The sequence below is a fragment of the Streptomyces sp. NPDC104309 genome (genome assembly GCF_055584025.1).
Window position 1 is genome coordinate 22,156 of the sequence record NZ_JBVJMV010000006.1, and the last position, 21,803, is coordinate 43,958.

Sequence of the window (21,803 nt, forward strand, 5' to 3'; positions counted from 1 at the left end):
TGTCAGGACGGTGTGGCGGACAGTACGGTCCCCTGGGCGACCGCGCAGAGGGTCCGCGTCCCCTCCTCCCCCGTGGCGAACAGCTCGCAGCGGACCACGGCCTGGCGGCGGCCGGTGTGCACGACTTCGGCACGGGCGACGAGTGTGCGGCCGGTGGCGGGCCGGACGTACTGGATGGAGAAACCGCCGGTCAGCACGGCCGGGCCGAGGGTCGTCCCGGCAGCGAAGGTGATCGAGTTGTCGGCGGCGTAGGCCAGGACCCCGCCGTGCACGAAACCGTTCTGCTGCTGGAGCTCCTGACGGATGTCCACCTCCAGGGTGGCCGCGCCGTCCCCGAAGGCGGTGATCCTGGCCCCGACCAGCCCGCTGAACGGCTGGCTGTCGAGCACCTTCTGCGCCATCTGCAAATCAAGTCCCGTCATGGCAGAGCTTTTTACCTCACCAGCGGACGGGCAGCCCGCGCACCCCACGGATCAGCATGCCGGGGAGCCAGTCCGGCTCCCCGCCGTCCGTGTCCAGTACCAGACCGGGGCACCGCTCCAGCAACGACCGGATCGCGATCCGGCCCTCCATCCGGGCCAGCGGCGCACCCAGGCAGAAGTGGATGCCGTGCCCGAAGGCCAGATGCCCCTGGGCCTCGCGGCGGATGTCGAAGCGGTCCGGTTCCGGGTAGCGGCCGGGGTCGCGGTCGGCACCCGCCAGGGAGACCAGGACCGGCTCGCCCGCGGGAATGACCCGCTGCCCGACCTCGACCGTTTCGCGGGGGAAGCGGAACGTGGCGGTCTCCACCGGTCCGTCATACCGGAGCATCTCCTCGACCGCGCCGTCGATCAGACCGAAGTCCGCACGGAGATCCGCCAGTTGGTCCGGGTGGTCGAGCAACGCCCGTACCCCGTTGGAGATCAGGTTGACCGTGGTCTCGTGCCCGGCGACGAGCAGCAGGAAGGCCATGCCCACGAGCTCGTCGGGCGACAGCCCGTCCCCCTCCTCGTCACGTGCCCTGACCAGCGCGCTCATCAGGTCGTCACCGGGCGAGCACCGCTTGTCCTCGATGAGTTCGCCGAGGTATGCCCCCATGGCGGCCACGGCCTCGCGCTCCTGCTGCGGCGTGGCCGGGGTGACGATGTTGTTCGACAGCCGGCGGAAGGTGTTGCGGTCCAGGTCCGGCACACCGATCAGTTCGCAGATGACGGTCATCGGCAGCGGGAACGCGAGCGCGTCCACGAGATCGGCACGCCCGGCCGGCACCATCGCGTCGAGGAGTTCGTCGGTGATCTGCTGGACGCGCGGGCGCAGTGCCTCGATCCGGCGTGCGGTGAACTCCCGCGTGACGAGCTTGCGCAGCCGGGTGTGGTGGGGTGCGTCGAGCTCCAGCATGTTGGCGAAGATCGGATCGTTCCCCTCGGGCCGGTCCACCAGCCCCTGCCACGCCTTGCCGAACCGCTGGTCGGCAAGGACGGCGCGGCCCTCGTCGTACCCCACCACGAGCCAGATCCGCTCGAATTCGTCGGTACGGACGGTGTGCACGGGACCCGTGGCCCGCAACTTCTCGTAGTACGGATAGGGATTCGCGGTGAAGTCCTTGGCCCCGCGCAGATCGAAATCGACATGGGCACTGGCATCGGACATGGGATCGCCCCTCCCGGTCTGATCGGCTCGATCGCTGGCGATCGACCGGTTCAGCCTAAGCTGCCGGGCCCGCGCCGTCGTCGTCGAGCAGGCCCGCGTCATGCACCAACAGCGCGATCTGGACACGGTTGTTGAAATCGAATTTGGCCAGGATCCGGGACACCTGGGTCTTCACGGTCGCCACGCTGAGATACAGCGTGGCGGCGATCTCGGCGTTGGAACGGCCCTGTCCGACGGCGATCGCGACCTCGCGTTCCCGTTCGGCGAGGGCCGCGATCCGCTGCCGCGCCCGGTCGGCGCGGTCCACCCGGTCGCCTCGGCCGGACCCGGGGCCGGTCCCGGCGGCGCGGGCCATCAGCCGGCGGGTCACCGCGGGCGACAGCACCGGATCACCGGCCGCCACCCGCCGCACCGAGTCGACGATCTGCGCCGGAGGGGTGTCCTTCAGGACAAATCCCGCGGCTCCGGCGCGGATGGCCCGCAGCACCTGTTCGTCGGCGTGGAACGTCGTCAGGACGATGACCTCCGGTGCGTCGGGGCGGGTCCGCAGCACCTCGGTCGCCGTCAGCCCGTCCATGGCCGGCATCCGGATGTCCATCAGCACCACATCGGGGCGGAGCCGGTCGACGAGATCCACGGCCTCGGAGCCGTCGGCCCCCTCCCCCACGATGTCGATGTCGTCGGCGCCGCCGAGCATGAGGGCGAGCCCGGCCCGTACGAGCGGGTCGTCGTCGACGATGAGCAGCCGGACGGGCTGCGCCACGGGATCCATGGGCGTCGGGGTGGTCATGACGACAACCGTAGCCAGGCCCCGGCCCCTGTCGCGCCCCGGTCCGCGGCGGCCGTCGCGGACCGTGTGCCGCTCAGGCCTGCCAAGGCAGCCAGGCCCGGATGCCGAAGCCGCCGTCCGGCTCCGGCCCGTGATCGAGACGGCCCCCGGCCAGGGTGGCGCGTTCCGTGAGGCCGATGAGCCCCTGGCCGGAGCCGGGGACCTGCTCGAACGGTTCGGTGGGCGCCGGATTGCGTACCTCGATGGTGAGCCCGTCACCCGGACCGCCGGCAACGGTGACACCGACCTCGGTGCCGGGTGCGTGTTTACGGGCGTTGGTCAGGCCCTCCTGGGCGATGCGGTAGACCGTGCGGCCGGTGGCGGCGGGGGCCGCGGCGGGGTCGGTGACGCGGCTGTCGAGGGTGACCTTCATGCCGGCCAGCCGGGACTCGGCGATCAGGGAGTCCAGGGTGGCGAGGGTGGGCTGCGGCCGGTCGTCGTCGCTCTCCCCCGGGCTGCGCAGGACTCCGATGATCTCCCGGAGGTCCTGGAGCGCCTCGTGCGCGCTGTCCCGGATGACCCCGGCGGCCCGCGCCACCTCGGCCGGGGGTGCGTCGGGGCGGAACTCGAGGGCACCGGCATGGACGCTGAGGAGGGTCAGCCGGTGGGCGAGCACATCGTGCATCTCCCGGGCGATGGCTTCGCGGGCCAGCCGCTGCGCCTGCTCGGCGCGGAGCTCCGCCTCGGTCTCGGCGCGGCGGGCCCGCTCGCGCAGCGTGACGACGAGCTGGCGTCTGGACCGTACGACCATGCCCCAGCTGAGCACCAGCAGGGACAGCAGCACACCGACGATCGTGGACGCGGTGAACGAGGTGCCCGGGTCGGGACGCAGATACGGCTGTACGGGGGCCGTGATCAGAGCGAGTGCCCCGATGACCGCCACGGGGCGGAACGGCCGGTGCACGGCCACGCTGAACAGGGCCACGAGCAGGGCGCCCGCGGCGACCGGTTCGACGCCGGAGATCAGGATCAGGCCCACCGCGAGGCCGACCGGCCACCGCCGCCGCACCCACAGGGCGCAGCAGGCAGCGGCCCCGATCAGGCAGTCGACGAAGACGACGCCGTCCGGGGTGGTGTGGTCGGCGTCGATGGCCGCCGCCGCGAGCAGGCCGATGCCGGCGGCGCAGAGGAAGGCGGTGATGTCGACGATCCAGTCCCGCACGGTGCGGCGTGAGCGGCCGTCCTGGTCACCGGGCAGCTCCGGGTCGGCCATCGCCGAGGGCAGCAGCCAGGGGTACTCCGTACGCGTCATACGACAAAACTACCCAGGTCAGGCACCGGTTCCGACGCTCCCGGGCACAGCGGGACACCAAAGTCACCGAACGCGAGACTTTCGGCGCGGTGCGGCAGTCCGGTGGGCGACGCGGCGGGCGGACGGGAGCCGGGAGGCTCCCGCCATGAAGAAGATCTGCGCGTCGGTCGGCTTTCTCGTCTTGGCCCAGGGGGTCGCCGGACTCATCAGCGAATGGACGGGATGGTTCTGGTTCTGGGCGCTGGTGCGGCGGCTGGACCTCGTCGGTCCTTACGCAACCTTCGTGAACATCGTGCCGGCCGTGGCGGGTGCGGCGGTGATGGTGGCGGCCGACCGGCTCAAGGAGTAGCGGGGTTCACCGCCCGGCGCCCCCAGCCGGTGCCCACCAGGACCAGCAAAGCGCCCACCGCGCCGAGGACGCCGAGCCGCTCCCCGCCGATCGCGATGCCCACGGCGGCGGCCCACAGCGGTTCCGTACCGAGCAGCAGACTGACCCGGGACGGCGAGGTGCGGCGCACCGACCACATCTGCACGAAGAAGGCGAAGAGCGTGCAGAAGACGGAGAGGAAGAGCAGCCCGCCCCATTCCCGGACCCCGAAGCCCGCGGCCACCGTCCACGGCGCCTCCCCCGTGCCGGGCGCGGCCGCGAGCACGGCGAAGACGGCGACGGCGCTGCCGAGCTGGACCGTGGTCAGCGACAGCGAGTCCGCCCCCTGCACCGACTTGATGCGGGCCATGAGCAGCACGTGCACGGTACGGGCGAGGGCGGCCACGAGCATCAGCAGGTCGCCCACCGACGGGCTGGTGAATCCGCCGCCCTGGGTCAGCAGCGCCACACCGGCCACCGAGAGCCCGGCGGCGCCGAGAAAGGCCCTGGGCGGCCGGACACGGGTCACGGCGGCCTCGGCGAGCGGGGTGAAGATCATCGTGAGGCTGATGATGAGCCCGGCGTTGGTGGCCGAGGTGTGCACGACTCCGTATGTCTCCACCAGGAAGATCCCGCTGAGGACCAGGCCCAGCAGACCCGCTCCCCGCCACTGCGCCGCGCTCAGTGCCCGCAGGCCGCGCCGGCCGGCCACGGCCAGCACGGGCAGCACGACGACGAAGCGCAGCACGAGGACGGCGACGACGGTCTGGACGGTCGTGATGCCCTTGGCCGCGAGGTAGCTGGACCCCCAGACGACCGCCACGAGCAGTACGGGCAGATCGGTGAGCCAGGCACGGCGCGGCGGAGCGAGAGAGGGCACGGCGATCGAGGACACCTGGCTGGTTCTCCTGGTTCTCCACAACGGGAAGGGGGCGCGCGTCATGGGGAGACCTCGACGGCTCACACGCGGAGCGCTCACCGTACCGGGCCGCGCCCTACGGCAGGAACACCTGTCTCACCAGCGGGAGTTCCGCTGCGTCGAACCGGCTTCCGCGCACGCGGAGGAGGGGAGATCGCCGTCCGGGGAAGCGGGGTGGAGGCGGACGGCCGCGTCACCTCCGGAAGTGACCTCGGGCCGCGGCCGGCTCCGGAGGTGACCGGGCGCCGTCGGTCCGGCCGACGGCGGCGCGCGCCCCACCTGGATGTCCGTTTCCCGCCGGTGCATGTACGACACAAGGACTTTCCTTGTCCCTGTCGAACCAATGACCCGAGCACAAGGAACCCATCATGACCAGCACCGACAGCAGCACGACCAGGACCGCACTCGTCACCGGAGGCAGCCGGGGCATCGGTGCCGCGACCGCCCTGAGACTGGCCCGGGACGGCGCCGACGTGGCGCTGACGTACGTGCGGGACGAGGACGGCGCGCGGGCGGTCGTCAAGGAGATCCAGTCGTACGGCCGTCGCGGCATCGCCCTGCGAGCCGACTCGGCGGACCCGGATGCCGCCCCGGCGGCCGTGCACCGTACCGCCGAGGAGTTCGGCCGGCTCGACATCCTGGTCAACAACGCGGGCATCGGCGTACTCGGCCCCATCGGCAGCCTCACCCCCGCCGACGCTGACCGGGTACTGGCGGTCAACGTACGGGCGGTATTCCTGGCCTGCCGCGCCGCGGCGGGGCTGATGGAGAGCGGTGGCCGCATCATCTCCGTCGGCACGGCCCTGAGCCGGTACACGGGCGGTCCAGGCTCCACCCTCTACACGATGAGCAAGGCGGCGCTGGCCGGTCTGACCAAGCCGCTCGCCCGTGAACTCGGCCCGCGCGGCATCACGGTCAACCTGGTCCAGCCCGGCCCGGTCGACACGGACCTCAACCCGGCCGACGGCCCGATGGCCGCCGGGCAGCTCGCGGCGACCGCGCTGGACCGGTTCGGCACGGCGGACGAAGTGGCCTCACTGATCGCCTACTTGGCCGGCGCCGAAGCGGCGTACATCACGGGTACGGAGGTGACGGTGGACGGGGGCCACGCGGCCTGACCGGCCGCGTGACGGGGGCATTCCGGCCGGCACGCATGGCCCCGGCCGGATCCCGGGGCCATGCGTGCCACCGGGGAACCCGGGGGTCGGGCCCGTCGGCGTCCGTCCCGTCGGTGGGTCCGTGCCGGGCGACGCGGACGCGCCGACGCGCGGATCACCGCGAGCGCGGGGTGAGCTCCGTCATCCGGGACCAACCCTCGCCCGGCACCTCGACGTTGATGATCTCCGGGGTCGTGGAGACGAGATCCGCCATCCGGTCCATCGCCGCGGCGAAGTGCTGCGACGTCACATGGGCCTGACCGGCCTCGGGGGAGGCGAACGCCTCCAGCAGGACGAACTCGTCCGGGTTCTCGACACTGTAGGACCATTCGAAGAACAGATTGCCGGGCTCCTTCCGGGTGGCGAGGGTGAAGTCCTCGACGGCCGGGAGCCAGTTGTCGCGGTCGGCGCTGTGGACGGTGAACTTGACGGCGATGAAGATCATGCGATCAGAGTCCCACAAGCCCCGAACGCGGACATGTCGGGCACACCGGGACGGGGCCGGCCGGACCGGAACGCGCCCCGGTCCGGCCTCGATCCGCCGGGTGGGTGCTGGGGTCTTTCGTTGGGATCAGGCCGGCGTGATCCCAACGAGAGGCCCTAACCGCCGAGCTCGCGGTGGCGCGCGGCCAGTCGCGCGGCCCCCTCCTCGGTCGGTGATCCGAAGAGCCGCAGCCGGGAGATGCCGCCGTCCGGGAAGATGTCGATCCGGATGTGCGTGGCCCGCACCGCCTCGGGCAGAACGAAACGGTGGTTCGTGTCGGGCTGGAGCCGGGTCCGGGGCAGCACCTCGGTCCAGTCGCCGCTCTCCCCGTCGCGGGCGGAAAGGCTTGCCCAGCCCGCCGAGTTGCCCTTCAGATACGCGGTGTCGATCTCGACGGCGCGGATCTCCGCCTGCTCGACGAGGCGGTAGCGGATCCAGTCGTTGCCCCGGTCGCGCCGTCGGCGGGTCTCCCAGCCGTCGTCCATCTTGCGGGACCTGCCCGGCTGGATGGTGTTGGTGGCCGGCGAGTAGAACCGGTCGGAGGCGTCCTCGACCGTGCCACCGTTCTCCAGGGCGACCAGATCGAAGGTGCCGAGGGCGGCCAGCCAGCCGGGGTCGGGGGTGACCTCGCCGTACACCCGCAGTCGGGCTATCCCGCCGTCGGGGTGCTGATTGACCCGCAGGTGGGTGACGCGCTGCTCGCCCGCGACGACGAAGCCATTGGCGGCGTGTCCGCCGACGGCCGTACGCGGTACGAGCGTTGTCCACTTCACCTCGGGGGCGAGGAGGTCTTCGGGTGACGGGGAGCCGGGGACGCAGGCCGCCTCGACGGAGACCGCCTGCGGGTAGTTGCCGCGGAAGTGGGCCGTGTCGACGACGATGCCGCGTACGACTCCGGGCGCGCCGAGCCGTACCAGCGCCCAGTCGTGGTCCGCGTCCGCGGGGTGCGGCCGGTCGGCGCCCGCACCGCGCCGTCGGCGGGTCTCCCAGCCGTCCATGATCTTGCCCTTGTGGCCGAAGCGCTCGGGGTCGAACTCCGCGGGCTCCGGCTTCAGCAGGTTCTCGCGCTCGGCGAAGAACTCGTCGTTGGCGGCGATGACCCCCGCGCCGAGCCTCCGGTCGGCGAGGTCGACGAGGCCGGTGAAGGGGAAGACGGCCGTGCGGTAGTCGGCGTAGGGGTCACCGCCGCCGTACGGGTTCGCGTCGCCGGTGAAGCGGGCTGTCGCCGTCATGGTCAGTGCTCCCTTTCGAGGAGGCGCCCGGTGGGTTCGGCGACGCTGCCGTCGGCCGCGATCCGTACACCGCGCAGCCAGGTCGACTTCACGACGCCGTGCAGGATCTTGCCCGCGTAGGCGGTGACCTGGTTGCGGTGGAAGAGCTCTGCGGGGTCGACGGTGAAGGTCTCGTCGGGAGCGAGGACCGCGAAGTCGGCGTCCCGGCCGGCCTCGATGGCGCCCTTGCGGGTCAGCCCGGCCAGCTCCGCGGGGGCGGCCGACATCCAGCGGACGACGTCGTCGAGCGAGTGGCCGCGCCTGCGGGCCTCGGTCCAGATGGCGGGAAGGCCCAGCTGGAGGGAGGAGATTCCGCCCCAGGCGGAGGCGAAGTCCGGCGTCTTGAGGTCGGTGGTGCATGGCGAGTGGTCGGAGACGATGCAGTCGATCGTCCCGTCGGCCAGCCCCTGCCACAGCGTGTCCTGGTTGGCGGCCTCCCGGATCGGCGGGCAGCACTTGAACTCCGTCGCGCCGTCCGGGACCTCCTCGGCGGTGAGGGTGAGGAAGTGCGGGCAGGACTCGACGGTGACCCGTACGCCCTCGCGCTTGGCGGCGGCGATCAGCGGCAGGGCGTCGCTGGAGGACAGATGCAGCACATGGACCCGGGCGTTCAGTCGCCTGGCGTGTGCGATGAGTCCCTCGATCGCGGTGTTCTCGGCGTCACGGGGCCGGGAGGCGAGGAAGTCGGCGTACGCGGGCCCGCTGCGCTGCGGGGCGGACGCCAGATGGCGCGGGTCCTCGGCGTGCACGATCAACAGCCCGCCGAAGCCGGCTATCTCGGCCATGGACCGGGCCAGCTGCTCCTGATCGAGCTCCGGGAACTCGTCGACGCCGGAGGGCGAGAGGAAGCACTTGAAACCGAAGACCCCGGCCTCGTACAGCGGTCGCAGGTCCTTGACGTTGGACGGGATCGCACCGCCCCAGAATCCGGTGTCGATGTGCGCCTTGGGGGCCGCCACCTGCTGCTTGGTGCGCAGGTGGTCGACGGTGGTGGTCGGCGGGAGGGAGTTGAGCGGCATGTCGAGCAGAGTGGTGATGCCGCCTGCCGCCGCCGCGCGGGTGGCGGTGTAGAAGCCTTCCCACTCGGTGCGGCCGGGGTCGTTCACATGGACATGGGTGTCGACGAGTCCGGGCAGCAGGACGTCGTCGCCGAAGTCCTCCAGCCGGGCGCCGGCCGGCACCTCGCCGTCGTACGGCAGGACCGCGTCGATTCTCCCGTCGGCGACGGCGACCGCTGCGGGGCGCGTCCCGTCCGGGGTGACGACACGCGTCGAGCGCAGTACCAGATTCACGTCCGCACCGGACACCCGTGCTCCCTCATTTCGGACTTTCGACCACTACGAATTCAACGAACTGTTGAAGGAGTCTTCACTCGGGATTCGGACCCGTCAAGACCCCACTCTCCTCGTGGGACGACCGGTGGACCACCCGCACCCACAACTGGAGATTTCCACAAAGTAAAAGACCTATTCCGGAGAGCGGAACGTAACATGGAACCAGTGCGGCACCGCAGAACCGTCCCCCGGACTGCAGACACCAGGACAAACGGGCTCTGACCGGCCAGGACGCCGCACCCGGAGCAGTGGGCCGATCGGGAACCGCCCGGTAGGCTGCGGGGTGCCTCGCCGGGCGGGGCACCCGCACTTCCGCCTCGAAAGGACCGTTGACGTGCCGCCGTCCCACGCCAGCACATCCGACTCCAAGCCCGCCGCTTCGAGCGGTGGTGTGCAGTCCCTTGAGCGCGCATTCGATCTGCTGGAACGGATGGCGGACGCCGGGGGCGAGGTCGGGCTCAGTGAACTCGCCGCGAGCAGCGGGCTCCCGCTGCCGACCATTCACCGTCTGATGCGCACGCTGGTGATCTGCGGATACGTACGCCAGCAGCCGAACCGCCGCTATGCGCTCGGCCCGCGCCTGATCCGGCTCGGCGAGTCCGCGTCGCGGCTGCTCGGCACCTGGGCCCGCCCGTATCTCGCGCGCCTGGTCGAGGAGACCGGCGAGACCGCGAACATGGCGCTGCTCGACGGCGACGAGATCGTGTACGTGGCACAGGTGCCGTCCAAGCACTCGATGCGCATGTTCACCGAGGTGGGCCGACGGGTGCTCCCCCACTCCACGGGGGTCGGCAAGGCGCTGCTCGCGCACACACCGCCGGAGGAGGTACGCGCGCTGCTGGCCCGTACCGGCATGCCGGCCGCCACCGAGAAGACGATCACCACTCCGGACGGCTTCCTCGAAGCGCTGGAACAGGTCCGCAGGGCCGGTTACGCGGTGGACGACAACGAGCAGGAGGTCGGTGTGCGCTGCCTGGCGGTCTCGGTGCCCGACTCCCCCACGTCCGCCGCGATTTCGATCTCGGGTCCGGCCGGCCGGGTGACGGAGGCGGCCACGGAGCGGATCGTGCCGATTCTGCAGCAGGCCGCGAAGGAGCTGTCCGACGCGCTGGCCAGCAGCGGTACCACGGGCTGAGAAACCGGGGGCCGATACGTGTGGAGGGGCGGCCGGGCCGCCCCTCCACACGTGTCTCAGGCCGGTGTGGGCACCGTCAGACGGCCGTCGTCCATCGTGACGGCGCGGTCCGTCCGGTCCAGATGGGCCCGGTCGTGCGTGACCATCACCGTCGCCGTCGACCGCTGCCGGGTCAGCGTGACCAGCAGTTCGAGCACGGCGGCCCCCCGCTCGTGATCGAGCGCGCTGGTCGGTTCGTCGACGAGCAGCACCGCCGGCTCGTTCATCAGGGCCCGGGCGATGTTGATCCGTTGACGCTGCCCGCCCGAGAGCTGATGGGGCCTGCGGTCGGCCTTGTCCGCGAGGCCGACCGCGTCCAGCAGTTCCAGCGCCCGGCCGCGGGCTCCGCGCGCGGCCCCGCCCGACAGATGGGTCATCACCTGGAGCTGTTCGGCCGCGGTGAGGGACGGCAGCAGATTGGGCTGCTGGAAGACGATGCCGACGCTTTCGCGGCGCAGCGCCGCCTTTTCCGCGCGGCCGAGGCCCGCGGTGTCCGTACCGGCGACGACGACCCGCCCCTCGTCCGGTGTGACCAGGGTCGCCGCCACCGCGAGAAGGCTGGACTTGCCGGAGCCCGACGGTCCGACGACCGCGGTGAGCGAACCGGCGGGCACGTCCAGCGAGACCCGGTCCAGGGCGGTGAGCCGGCCGTCGCCGTCGGGGTAGGTGAGGGTGACATCGGCGAGGGTCAGGGTCATCGGGCACTCCCGAGTGCGGTGAGCGGGTCGACGGCGGTGATCCGCCGGATGGACAGCGCCGCCCCGACGGCACCGAGGATGATCATGACGGCGGCCGGAACGAGGACGGTCGCCGCGTCGAGGACGAACGGCACGGCACCGCCGCTGACCACCGCGCCGATGCCGGAGGCGAGCGCGGTGCCCACTCCGGTACCGATGGCGAGCATCACCACGGCCTGCCCGAGCGCGTCGCGCAGCAGATACGGGGTGGAGGCGCCGAGCGCCTTGAGGACGGCGACATCACCGCTGCGCTGGATCGTCCAGACCGTGAAGAAGGCGCCGATGACCAGGGCCGAGATGGCGAAGAGGAAGCCGCGCATCAGCTGGAGCGAGCCGTTCTCGGCCTGATAGGAGCCGATCGCGGTGAGGGAGTCCCCGAGGGAGAGCGTGCTGGTGCCCGCCGCCTTGTCGCCCGCGGCGAGGTCGGCGCCGCCGGTGGTGGTCAGGGCGATCACCGTGGCGTGCGGGGCGCGGCCTGCGCCGTCGGTCCCGAAGCGCTGCCAGTCGTGGAGCGAGGTCCACACCACCGGTGTATGGCTGTACGAGGCGTCCGTCGCGACCGCGGCGACGGTGACTTCGGTGCCGCCGAGGCGCAGCCGGTCTCCGGCCCCGGCATCCAGGTCGTCCGCGGCCCCTCGGGACAGCACCACCTTCCCCGTGCCGACGGACGCGGCACCCTCGGGCGCCAGTCCCGCGCCCGGCTCGATGCCGAACGCCGAGACGGCGGCCGTGCGCTTGCCCTCGACGGCGGCGGCGTTGAGGGTGCGGATGCCGAGCGGCTCCGCGTCGCTCACACCGGGCCGCTCCGCCCAGCTCCGCCAGGCACTCTCCTCGACGGTCGAATCGGTGAAGGACACCGTCTGGCCGTCGGGCGGGGCGGCGAACGCGAGGTGGTCGGCGTTCAGCCCCGTGACGGCCGAGGTGTTCTCCCTGGCCAGACCGGCCGTGAGACCGGACAACAGGCCCACGAGCAGCGTGATCAGGACCACGACCGTGCCCATGAGCGCGAACCGGCCCTTGGCGAACCGGAGATCTCTCCATGCGACGAACATGCTTCCAGCCTGGGGCGCCGACCCTCCGGAAACATCGCGCGGCGGTGGGGCTCGACATCAAACTTTCGATTGACCGGGCGCGGGCACCGCCCGTCTACGCTGGAGGAATCATGGATTCCCGTGCCCACCCCCCGGTCACCGCCGCGCTGCGGCTCTGTCTGCACGCCCTGCTGGTGGGACTGCTCGCTCTCGCGGCGGTACGGGCCGTCGGTGAGGGGACGCCGCACGCCACCGCCGTCGTCGTGGTCACCTGCGTGATGGCCGCCGGGTACGCGGCGGGCGCGCTCGCTCCCGTCGTGCGGCCGCACAGCCGCGCGGCCGCCCTGTGGCTGGGGCTGTTGTGCGCCCTGTGGCTGGTGCTGCTCGTGCTGTCGCCCGACGCCCTGTGGGTGGCCTTCCCGCTCTACTTCCTGCAGCTGCATCTGCTGCCGACGCGCTGGGCCCTGCCGACCGTCGCGGTCACCGCTGTCGCGGCCATCGCGAGCTTCGTGCTGCACGGCCAGCCCGTCAACCCCGGCACCTTCATCGGTCCGCTGCTCGGTGCGGCGGTCGCGGTCGCCACGGTTCTCGGGTACGAAGCGCTGTTCCGGGAGAGCGAACGGCGCCGCGAACTCATCGAGGAGCTGATGTCGACCAGGGCGGAGCTGGCCGAGGCGGAACGCACGGCGGGCACGCTCGCCGAGCGTGAGCGGCTGGCCCGTGAGATCCACGACACCCTGGCGCAGGGCCTGTCCAGCATCCAGCTGCTGCTGCGTGCCGCCGAACGCACCCTGTCCGCCGACGCTCCCGCCACCGCGCACGTCCGCCGGGCCCGGGAGGCCGCACAGGAGAATCTCGCCGAGGCCCGCCGCTTCGTCCGTGCCCTGTCACCGCCCGACCTGGAGAACGGCTCTCTGTCAGCCGCCCTGGAACGGCTCTCCTCCCGCACGACGGCCCCCGGCCTCGTGGTGCAGTTCGCGGTCAGCGGCAGCCCGGTGGAGCTGCCGACCCCGTACGAGGTGGCGCTGCTGCGCACCGCCCAGTCCGCGCTGGCCAACACGGTGCGGCACGCCGGGGCGCGGCGCGCGGAGATCACTCTCAGCTTCATGGACACCTCGGTGTCGCTGGACGTCGTCGACGACGGCCGCGGGTTCGCCCCCGGGAGCGGGCCGGTCGCCACGGACACCGACACCGGTGGCTTCGGCCTGCCCGCGATGCGTTCACGGGCCCGTTCGCTGGGCGGCACGCTCAGTGTCGAGTCGGCGCCCGGTCAGGGCACGGCCGTCGCCCTGACCCTTCCGCTCCCGCTGCCCGACGGCCGGCCAGGACAGGACGCCGCATGACCGACCCCATCAGGCTGCTGCTCGCCGACGACCACCCGGTGGTACGGGCGGGGCTGCGGGCCGTGCTCGACGCCGAACCCGACTTCCAGGTGGTCGCCGAGGCGGCCACCGCCGAGCGGGCCGTCGCGCTCGCCGCGACCGGCGGGTTCGATGTCGTCCTCATGGATCTGCAGTTCGGCACGGGCATGCACGGCTCCCGCGCCACCGCGGCCATCACGGCGGAAGAGGGCGCGCCCAGGGTGCTGATCCTCACCACGTACGACTCGGACGCGGACATCCTTGCCGCGGTCGAGGCGGGCGCCACCGGCTATCTGCTGAAGGACGCCCCGCCGGAGGAGCTGGCGGCGGCGGTACGCACGGCCGCGGGCGGCCGGTCGGCGCTCGCCCCGGCCGTCGCCCACCGTCTGATGGACCGCATGCGGACCCCGGCGCAGGCCCTGACCAAGCGGGAACTGGAAGTCCTGCAACTGGTCGGCGAGGGCCTGTCGAACCTGCAGATCAGCAAGAAGCTCTTTCTCAGCCAGGCGACGGTGAAGTCCCACCTGGTGCACATCTACGCCAAGCTGGGCGTCGACTCCCGGACCTCGGCGGTGGCGGCGGCGACGGCCCGTCGGCTGATCCGCCGCTGATCCGCCGCTCGCCCCGCCCGTCAGCCGCGCGGCGGCTCGCCGAAGAGATCCACGGCGACCCGTACGTCCCGGAGCGCGGAGGCCAGTGCGCTGACCGAGCCGATCGCCCCCGCGATCAGCAGCAGCGAACGGCGCAGGCGCGGAATCTCGGGTGCGCCGCTGGTCGCCATCTCGTCCAGCGCGGCCAACTCGTCCTCGGCGATCCCCCGGTCCGGGAACTCCGCGGGGTGCCCCGCGAGCTCACGGCGGAGTCGGGAGACGGCCGTACGCAGCTCCGTCACCCTCGGATCCTCACCACTGCTGGTCACTCGCGTCTGCCCCACGCTTCGCAACAAAGCACTCCCCCTCGCACATCTTTGTGCCAGTGTTCCGACCGGTTCCCGGACCGTGGTCAAGTGTCCGGAGATGCCCGCAAGTTAACGCCATGAAAGGTGTCGAGCGCCACTCCGCGGAGGGAAATCAGAGGGTCCCGTACGAGTGATGCGCGGATCGTTCCGTGGACGTCACCGCCCGGCCGTACGCCCGCTCCCGCCGGTTCCCGCTTGCGCGAACGGGGCGTGTCTGAGGTATCCAGTCCGCATGACTCGAACAACACAGGCACCGGAGGTCGCCGGGCTGCTGCTCGCCGCGGGCGGCGGGCGGCGGCTCGGCGGGCAGCCGAAGGCACTGCTCGAACACCGCGGCCGGCCGCTGGTGGAGCACGCGGTACGCATGCTGCGGGAGGGCGGCTGCCACCGCGTCCACGTGGTCCTGGGAGCCGCGGCCGAGGAGGTGGCGGCACGTGCCGACCTCGTCGGCTGCACGGTGACCGTCAACCCCGAGTGGACCGAGGGCATGGGCTCTTCGCTGCGGGCGGGACTGGGGGCGCTCTCCGGTACGGGGGCGGACGCGGCGCTCGTCCTCCTGGTCGACCAGCCCGGCATCGGCGCGGACGCGGTGGCGCGGGTGCGATCGGCGTACCGCTCCCGGACGAGTCTGGTGGCCGCCTCGTACGACGGGGAACGCGGCCATCCGGTGCTCTTCGGCGCGGACCGGTGGTCGGACATCGCGGCGGGAGCGGTGGGCGACCAGGGCGCTCGGGCGTATCTGCGGGCGCACCGCGATGCGATCACGCTCGTCGAGTGTTCCGATGTGGCTCAGGCGTACGACATCGACACGGTGGAGGACCTGAAGCACCTTGAGTGAACGGGCTGGCACGCTGCGCCAGCATCACCCCATTTCTGTCGACCCGGAGAATCTCGACATCAACAAACCATTGAACTTCCACCATGAGGAAACTACTATCCACTGGCCAGAAGCCCTTTGCACCTCAGACGGCGCCCACGGCCGTATCTCGGAGCCCTGGCACGCCGTGCCATTTCAGGCGACCCGGCGGCTGTGAGACGCCGCCCGCACCGCCCGCTGAAGGAGTGACAGCTCATGTCCGCACCAGCGCCGTCCCCGCTGGCCATCGTCGATGCCGAGCCCCTGCCCCGGCAGGAGGAGGTCCTGACCGACGCGGCCCTCGCGTTCGTGGCCGAGCTGCACCGGCAGTTCACGCCCCGCCGTGACGAACTGCTCGCCCGCCGTGCCGAGCGCCGCGCCGAGATCGCCCGCACGTCCACGCTGGACTTCCTGCCCGAGACGGCAGCGATCCGCGCGGACGACTCCTGGAAGGTCGCGCCGGCCCCGGCCGCGCTCAACGACCGCCGGGTGGAGATCACCGGTCCGACCGACCGCAAGATGACCATCAACGCCCTGAACTCGGGCGCCAGGGTCTGGCTCGCCGACTTCGAGGACGCGTCCGCCCCCACGTGGGAGAACGTGATCCTCGGCCAGCTCAATCTGATCGACGCCTACACCCGGAACATCGACTTCACCGACCCCAGGTCCGGCAAGTCGTACGCCCTCAAGCCCGCCGACGAGCTCGCGACGGTCGTCACCCGCCCCCGCGGCTGGCACCTGAACGAGCGTCACCTCCAGTTCGACGGCACTCCGGTGCCGGGCGCGCTGGTCGACTTCGGCCTCTACTTCTTCCACAACGCCCAGCGCCTCATCGACCTCGGCAAGGGCCCTTACTTCTACCTGCCCAAGACGGAGTCGCACCTGGAGGCCCGCCTCTGGAACGACATCTTCGTCTTCGCCCAGGACCGCCTCGGCATCCCGCGGGGCACGGTCCGCGCGACCGTCCTCATCGAGACGATCACCGCCGCGTACGAGATGGAGGAGATCCTCTACGAGCTCCGTGACCACGCCTCCGGGCTGAACGCGGGCCGTTGGGACTACCTCTTCTCCATCGTCAAGAACTTCCGTGACGGCGGCGCCAAGTTCGTCCTCCCGGACCGCAACGCGGTGACGATGACGGCGCCGTTCATGCGCGCGTACACCGAACTCCTCGTCCGCACCTGCCACAAGCGCGGCGCGCACGCCATCGGCGGCATGGCGGCCTTCATCCCGTCCCGCCGCGACGCCGAGGTCAACAAGGTCGCCTTCGAGAAGGTCAAGGCCGACAAGGACCGCGAGGCCCACGACGGCTTCGACGGCTCCTGGGTCGCCCACCCGGACCTGGTCCCGATCGCCATGGCCTCCTTCGACGCGGTCCTCGGCGAGAAGCCGAACCAGAAGGAACGCCTGCGCGAGGACGTCTCGGTGGCCGCGGGCGACCTGATCGCCATCGACACCCTGGACGCGACGCCCACGTACGACGGCCTGCGCAACGCCGTCGCGGTCGGCATCCGCTACATCGAGGCCTGGCTGCGCGGCATGGGCGCGGTCGCCATCTTCAATCTGATGGAGGACGCGGCCACCGCGGAGATCTCGCGCTCGCAGATCTGGCAGTGGATCAACGCGGACGTGGTCTTCGAGAACGGCGAGCACGCCACGGCGGACCTGGCCCGCACGGTCGCCGCCGAGGAACTCGCCGCGATCCGTGCCGAGCTCGGCGACGAGGCCTTCACGTCGGGCAAGTGGCAGCAGGCCCACGACCTCCTGCTCCAGGTCTCCCTGGACCAGGACTACGCGGACTTCCTGACACTGCCCGCGTACGAGCAGCTGGCCTGAGTCCCGCTCCGGCCCGCCGACGAGCTCCGCCCCCGGTATCGCACAGCACCGGGGGCGGAGGTGCGCCCACCATCGACGCAGGCCGGCCGGGAGCCGGCTGCCGCGCGAGGTCGGGCGCGGTCGGGGCGGGTGTCAGGCGGTCGCCGCGTCCCTGTCCGCCTTGACCGCCGACTCGTCCAGCGACTTGAGAACGGCGCCGGGGTCGCCGCCCTTCAGCACGGCCTGGCCCACATCGGTGCGTATCACGCCCCTGACGGCCGGCCAGGACTGCATGTTCACCGGCGCGAACTGCGCGTCCGCCAGCTGATCGATGAACGGCCACAACGGTCGCCCGGCGGACCTCGCGCGCGCCGCGTCGGACGCGGAGTACGTCACGGGAAGCGCGGACTGACCGCCCTCGTAGGTCAAGGCGGACTTCCCGCTGTAGAGGAAGGCGAGGAACGCGCCGCACTCCTTGCGGTGGCCGCCGCGCTTGAACGCCATCAGCCAGTCGCTGAGCCCCAGCGGCGCGGCGGCTCCGCCGTTCTTCTTGGGGAACGCGGCATGCGCGTAGGGGACCTTGGCCTGATCCGCCGCACCCATCAGCACGGGGTGGGCGATCAGCATCCCGATCTCGCCCTGCAGGAACTGTGCGTACGCGGCCGTCCTGTTGAGCTCCGCAGGGGCGGGGCCCGCCAGCCCTCCGGCGACGAGCTCGTCGCGCAGCCAGGTCAGGGCCTCGATGTTGGCCGAGGTCTCGAATTCGTACCCCGCGAGGTCCCCCGTATAGCCGCCTCCGGCCGCCAGCAACCAGGACAGGGCCTCGTCGTCGGCCGCCTCGGGGCCGAACTGGAGCCCGTACGGTGTCTTCACGCCGATCCCCTTCAGGGCCTCGGCAGCCGCTCGCAGCCCGTCCCACGACGTGGGGGCGCCACCGACGCCGGCCCGCCGGAAGAGCTTCTTGTTGTAGAAGAGCCGGGGCGTGCTGGCCAGGAAGGGGACCCCGTACGAGGCGTTGTCGACCGTGCCCACGTCCGTGAAGGACTGGATGAAGTCGGCCTGAGTGGCGATGTCGAGCAGCTGGGACATGTCGTACAGCCGGCCGTCCTCGGCATAGGGCGCGAAGACGTTCGACTGCGCGATGTCGGGCGCCCGGCCCTCCTCGACCCGCCGGGCGAGCGTCCTGTCGATCTTGCTGTACGGGACCCGCTCCAGGTTGATCCTGATACCGGCGTGCTGCTTCTCGAACGCGGAGACGGCGTTGTCCCACTGGTCGCCGAGCGAGGCGCCCACGCTCTTGTCGTAACTGGCCACGAGGACATCGAGTTTCACGTCCCGGTCTGCGGCGCATCCGGTGAGCCCGAACGCGGCCGTGGTGCCGGCGAGGCCGGCCGTCTGGAGAAGGAACTGCCGCCGACGCACCGCTCTTGCCACCCCTTGTTCGTACCGCACCTATCATTGGTGGCAGATTCTGCCACACGGGCATATTGCGCCTTTCTGAAGAGGTGTCTTGAGGGCATAACCTGATCCGTATGCAAGGTGGCTCTCTGACGGAACGGCGCAAGGCCGCGACCCGACTGGACATCGCCCGTACGGCGGCGGCGCTCTTCGTGGAACACGGCCTGCGAACCACGCGCGCCGAGGACATCGCACGTGCCGCGGGCGTCGCCCCACGCACCTTCTACCGCTACTTCGCGACCAAGGAGGAGGCCATCACCCCCCTGCTCACCACCGGGGCCTGGCAGTGGGTGGAGGCGGTGCGGGACGCTCCGGGCGCCCTGTCCGTGCCCGATGCGCTGCGGCGCGCGGCAGCCCGCACACTGACTCCGGACCCGGACGACGCGGCGGCCTCGGAGTCCTTGGACTGGGTGCGGTCCCTCCTGAGGATGGCGGTGGACAGCCCCGCCCTCCAGTCGGTCTGGAACGACGCGTGCCGCGACTCGGAGGTCACCCTGGCAGCGGTGCTCACCGCGCGTGCCGGACTCCCGGACGGAGCGGACCTGCTGGACATCCGGCTGACGGCCGGGGTCGCCGGCGCGGCGGTCCGGGTGGCGGTGGAGACCTGGGCGGCGAGCGACGCCCCGGCGGCGGGTCCCCTGGGACCCGCGGCGCTGGCCGAGCGTTGCCTCACCGCCGCCGAAGGCGCGCTGAAGAGCGCCTGATCCCACCGGTTCGCGGGCCCGCCCGGGTTCCGCGAACCGGCGACCGACGACCTGCCGCGTCGATTACTTCAGACCGGTGTCCAGCGCGTTGAGCAGCGTGCCTTGTGCCGTGTCACCCGACATCTCCCAGACCATCACCCCCAGCAGCCCCTTGGACTTCACGTACGCGGTCTTCCTGCCGATGGACCAGGTGTCGTCGAAGGACCACCACTGGTTGCCGGTGTAGCCGTACGTGGACACCGACTGCTCATCGTGATGGACCGTCATGGTCGGGTAGGCGCCGATCAGGTTGGCGTAGCCGCGGGTGCCGGCCTCCTCCGCGAACTGGCCGGGGGCCGCGCCGCCCGCGGGCTGCCATTCACCGGCGACGCCGCCGTCGGTGACGTTCTGCCAGCCGCGGCCGTAGAAGGGGATGCCGAGGGTCAGCTTGCGGGGTTCGACGCCCGCGTCCGTGTACGCCTCGATGGCGGCGTCGGCGCTGAAGTGGAAGCCGTAGGGGTCCTGGTCGTCGGTGTAGAGGTTGGCCTGGTGTCCGGTGCGGTTCGGTTCCCAGGAGTTGTCGCTGCCGGAGCCGTGGAAGTCGTAGCCCTGGACGTTGGCCACGTCGAGGGAGTCGAAGACCTTGCCCAGGTCCCAGCCGTCGCCGATCTTCTGCGGGTCGGCGGGGGTGAAGGCGGTGAGCAGGCGGTGGCCGCCGCCGAGGGCGTCCATCTGCTTACGGAACTCGGCGAGCAGGAGGATCAGGTTGTCCTTGTCGTTCGGCGAGTAGTGGTTGCCGGGGTGTCCGGTGCCGGTGCCCGGCCATTCCCAGTCGATGTCGAAGCCGTCGAAGATCCCCGCCGCGGTGCCGGGGCCGCCCGCGCCGTTGTACTCGGGCAGATTGCCCTTGATGTACATGTCCACGCAGGAGGAGACGAACTTCTTGCGGGAGGCGTCGGTGGCGGCCACGTCGGAGAAGTACTTCGAGTACGTCCAGCCGCCGAGCGAGACCACGATCTTCAGGTTCGGGTGGAGCTTCTTGAGCTTCTTCAACTGGTTGAAGTTTCCGCGCAGTGTGCCCCAGCCGTCGCCCGCGACGCCGTCGACGGACTGGGAGGCGCTGAACGGCCGGGCGTAGTCGGCGTCGGCGTCGCCGGCCCCGGTGCCCTGATCGGGGTCCTCGGGGTCGGCGGTGGTGCCCTTGGTGACGCCGTTCAGGCAGGTGAGGTTGTTGGGGTCGATATTGGCGAAGGCGTAGTTGACGATGTCGAGTTTGCCCGCGGCGCCGGAGTCCTGGAGGTTCTTGACGAAGTACTGGCGGCCGTAGATGCCCCACTGGACGAAGTAGCCGACCTTGGCGTAGTTGCCCGCGCCGACGATGTCGTCGGTCTTCACCGTGAGCATGTTGCTGGCCGGGGAGGCGTTGTCCGCCGCGTCACGGGCCTTGACGGTGAAGGTGTACGAGGTCGAGGGCGAGAGCCCGCCGATGGTGGCGGTGGTCGTCGTACCGGAGACCGTGGTGGCGAGCTGACCGCCCCGGTAGATGTCGTACGCGGCGACCCGCTGGTTGTCCGTCGCGGCGGTCCAGGCCAGGGTGACGGACGAGGAGTCGGCCGCCGTGGAGTGGAGCGAGCCCGGTGCGGTGGGCGGGGAGGTGTCGGTGGCCGGGTCGACGGTGGTGACCGTCAGCGGGGCGCTCTCGGCCGAGGTGTTGCCGCGGGTGTCCCTGGCCCGGACGGTGAAGGAGTAGGCGGTGGCCGGGGTCAGCCCGGTGACCGTGGCCGAGGTCGCCGCGGTGGCCGTGCCGACCACCTTGCCGCCGGCCAGGATGTCGTACGACGCCACGGGGAAGTCGCCCGCGGTGGCCGCCGTCCAGGACAGCGAGGCGGTGCGGGCGGTGACATCGGTCTGCTTCAGCCCGCTCGGCGCGCCCGGCGGCACGTCCGCGGAGCCGTCGCACTTGTCGCCGTTGATCCGGCAGCCGGTCGGTGCGGTGATCGGTCCGGTGGCCACGAACCAGAAGCTGTACGGCTCGGTGGTGCCGTGCGCGGCGACCGTGCCGTTGTAGTGGGCGTTGACCGCGGTGACGTGGCTGCCCCGAGTGGTGACGGTGCCGTTGTAGGAGGTGTCGATCGCGACCCCGGCAGGCAGGTCGAATTCGAGGCTCCAGCCGGTGACGGCGGTGTCGGTGTCGTTGTGCAGGACGTAGGTCCCCTTCCACCACGAGCCGTTGTCGGCGGAGGTGAACGAGGCGGTGAGCTTGCCCGCCGCGTGTGCGGGGGCGGCCTGCAAGGACAACAGCGCGAGGAGGAGTCCGAGGACGGCGACAAGGGCGGTCGCCGTTCTCCTTGTGAAGGTCATGTGCTCGAACATGGTTCTCCCTTGAGGCAGGGACCGGTGAGGCGGTCCTGAGGGGGAGCGGGATTCCTTGGTGCCATGGAGCACAGGGGAAACTAAATGGTCTGGACCAACTCGTCAATAGGTACAG

21 protein-coding genes are annotated in these 21,803 nt (G+C 71.2%); 8 read left to right on the plus strand and 13 right to left on the minus strand.

The genetic code is table 11. The features are described 5' to 3' along the window. Window positions 1–2: 2 nt before the first annotated feature. The 4 genes from ACZ68L_RS10615 to ACZ68L_RS10630 all read right to left on the minus strand — a co-directional run bounded on the left by ACZ68L_RS10615 (window position 3) and on the right by ACZ68L_RS10630 (window position 3,710). Complete coding sequence (locus tag ACZ68L_RS10615) at window positions 3–422, minus strand: PaaI family thioesterase (protein WP_469575945.1); 420 nt, start codon at window positions 420–422, stop codon at window positions 3–5. Between the two features lie 16 nt (window positions 423–438). Further along, window positions 439–1,629: a cytochrome P450 family protein gene (locus ACZ68L_RS10620; RefSeq protein WP_469575947.1), complete on the minus strand. Its 1,191-nt coding sequence runs from the start codon at window positions 1,627–1,629 to the stop codon at window positions 439–441. 55 nt (window positions 1,630–1,684) lie between these two features. Next, on the minus strand, window positions 1,685–2,419 hold the full coding sequence (locus tag ACZ68L_RS10625; RefSeq protein ID WP_469575948.1) for a response regulator: 735 nt from the start codon (window positions 2,417–2,419) through the stop codon (window positions 1,685–1,687). Window positions 2,420–2,492: 73 nt separating this feature from the next. Next, complete coding sequence (locus ACZ68L_RS10630) at window positions 2,493–3,710, minus strand: sensor histidine kinase (protein ID WP_469575949.1); 1,218 nt, start codon at window positions 3,708–3,710, stop codon at window positions 2,493–2,495. A gap of 145 nt (window positions 3,711–3,855) precedes the next feature. On the opposite strand from ACZ68L_RS10630, the gene ACZ68L_RS10635 reads away from it, so the two are divergent. Beyond that, window positions 3,856–4,059 (plus strand): hypothetical protein, encoded by a 204-nt coding sequence (locus ACZ68L_RS10635; RefSeq protein ID WP_469575951.1) that lies wholly within the window; start codon window positions 3,856–3,858, stop codon window positions 4,057–4,059. Here the strand turns inward: ACZ68L_RS10635 and ACZ68L_RS10640 are convergent. After that, on the minus strand, window positions 4,049–4,972 hold the full coding sequence (locus tag ACZ68L_RS10640; protein WP_469576402.1) for a DMT family transporter: 924 nt from the start codon (window positions 4,970–4,972) through the stop codon (window positions 4,049–4,051). The genes ACZ68L_RS10635 and ACZ68L_RS10640 overlap by 11 nt on opposite strands. A gap of 392 nt (window positions 4,973–5,364) precedes the next feature. On the opposite strand from ACZ68L_RS10640, the gene ACZ68L_RS10645 reads away from it, so the two are divergent. Next, window positions 5,365–6,114: an SDR family oxidoreductase gene (locus tag ACZ68L_RS10645; RefSeq protein WP_469575953.1), complete on the plus strand. Its 750-nt coding sequence runs from the start codon at window positions 5,365–5,367 to the stop codon at window positions 6,112–6,114. 154 nt (window positions 6,115–6,268) lie between these two features. On the opposite strand, the gene ACZ68L_RS10650 is transcribed toward ACZ68L_RS10645, so the two are convergent. The 3 genes from ACZ68L_RS10650 to allB form a co-directional block, all read right to left on the minus strand. Next, a complete protein-coding gene (locus ACZ68L_RS10650; protein WP_469575955.1) occupies window positions 6,269–6,598 on the minus strand; it encodes a putative quinol monooxygenase in 330 nt (109 codons plus the stop codon). A 155-nt stretch (window positions 6,599–6,753) separates the two neighbouring features. Beyond that, window positions 6,754–7,869: an allantoicase gene (gene alc / locus ACZ68L_RS10655; RefSeq protein WP_469575957.1), complete on the minus strand. Its 1,116-nt coding sequence runs from the start codon at window positions 7,867–7,869 to the stop codon at window positions 6,754–6,756. 2 nt (window positions 7,870–7,871) lie between these two features. Next, a complete protein-coding gene (gene allB, locus ACZ68L_RS10660; RefSeq protein ID WP_469575958.1) occupies window positions 7,872–9,215 on the minus strand; it encodes an allantoinase AllB in 1,344 nt (447 codons plus the stop codon). Between the two features lie 361 nt (window positions 9,216–9,576). On the opposite strand from allB, the gene ACZ68L_RS10665 reads away from it, so the two are divergent. After that, the gene (locus ACZ68L_RS10665) at window positions 9,577–10,377 is read left to right on the plus strand and encodes an IclR family transcriptional regulator (RefSeq protein ID WP_469575960.1); all 801 of its coding nucleotides are present in this window, start codon (window positions 9,577–9,579) and stop codon (window positions 10,375–10,377) included. A 56-nt stretch (window positions 10,378–10,433) separates the two neighbouring features. On the opposite strand, the gene ACZ68L_RS10670 is transcribed toward ACZ68L_RS10665, so the two are convergent. Then, window positions 10,434–11,114 (minus strand): ABC transporter ATP-binding protein, encoded by a 681-nt coding sequence (locus ACZ68L_RS10670; protein ID WP_469575962.1) that lies wholly within the window; start codon window positions 11,112–11,114, stop codon window positions 10,434–10,436. Beyond that, a complete protein-coding gene (locus ACZ68L_RS10675) occupies window positions 11,111–12,205 on the minus strand; it encodes an ABC transporter permease (RefSeq protein ID WP_469575964.1) in 1,095 nt (364 codons plus the stop codon). Before ACZ68L_RS10675 ends, ACZ68L_RS10670 begins: the two co-directional genes overlap by 4 nt. Before the next feature lie 110 nt (window positions 12,206–12,315). On the opposite strand from ACZ68L_RS10675, the gene ACZ68L_RS10680 reads away from it, so the two are divergent. Further along, entirely contained in the window at window positions 12,316–13,527 is a 1,212-nt protein-coding gene (locus ACZ68L_RS10680; RefSeq protein ID WP_469575965.1) for a sensor histidine kinase, read from the plus strand. After that, window positions 13,524–14,156 carry a response regulator gene (locus ACZ68L_RS10685; RefSeq protein ID WP_469575966.1) on the plus strand — a complete coding sequence of 211 codons (633 nt, stop codon included), beginning with the start codon at window positions 13,524–13,526 and terminating at the stop codon, window positions 14,154–14,156. The genes ACZ68L_RS10680 and ACZ68L_RS10685 overlap by 4 nt, the downstream gene beginning before the upstream one ends. Window positions 14,157–14,176: 20 nt before the next feature. On the opposite strand, the gene ACZ68L_RS10690 is transcribed toward ACZ68L_RS10685, so the two are convergent. Continuing rightward, the gene (locus tag ACZ68L_RS10690; RefSeq protein WP_469575967.1) at window positions 14,177–14,491 is read right to left on the minus strand and encodes a DUF5955 family protein; all 315 of its coding nucleotides are present in this window, start codon (window positions 14,489–14,491) and stop codon (window positions 14,177–14,179) included. 244 nt (window positions 14,492–14,735) lie between these two features. Here ACZ68L_RS10690 and ACZ68L_RS10695 point away from each other — a divergent pair, with 244 nt between their 5' ends. Next, window positions 14,736–15,341: a nucleotidyltransferase family protein gene (locus tag ACZ68L_RS10695; protein ID WP_469575968.1), complete on the plus strand. Its 606-nt coding sequence runs from the start codon at window positions 14,736–14,738 to the stop codon at window positions 15,339–15,341. Between the two features lie 234 nt (window positions 15,342–15,575). Further along, entirely contained in the window at window positions 15,576–17,195 is a 1,620-nt protein-coding gene (gene aceB / locus ACZ68L_RS10700) for a malate synthase A (RefSeq protein WP_469575970.1), read from the plus strand. Between the two features lie 132 nt (window positions 17,196–17,327). Here aceB and ACZ68L_RS10705 read toward each other — a convergent pair whose 3' ends face one another. Beyond that, complete coding sequence (locus ACZ68L_RS10705; protein ID WP_469575971.1) at window positions 17,328–18,608, minus strand: ABC transporter substrate-binding protein; 1,281 nt, start codon at window positions 18,606–18,608, stop codon at window positions 17,328–17,330. A gap of 98 nt (window positions 18,609–18,706) precedes the next feature. Here ACZ68L_RS10705 and ACZ68L_RS10710 point away from each other — a divergent pair, with 98 nt between their 5' ends. Then, window positions 18,707–19,336 carry a TetR/AcrR family transcriptional regulator gene (locus tag ACZ68L_RS10710; protein ID WP_469575973.1) on the plus strand — a complete coding sequence of 210 codons (630 nt, stop codon included), beginning with the start codon at window positions 18,707–18,709 and terminating at the stop codon, window positions 19,334–19,336. Window positions 19,337–19,399: 63 nt separating this feature from the next. Here the strand turns inward: ACZ68L_RS10710 and ACZ68L_RS10715 are convergent, their stop codons facing one another. After that, a complete protein-coding gene (locus ACZ68L_RS10715; protein WP_469575974.1) occupies window positions 19,400–21,688 on the minus strand; it encodes a glycosyl hydrolase family 18 protein in 2,289 nt (762 codons plus the stop codon). Window positions 21,689–21,803 lie beyond the last annotated feature (115 nt).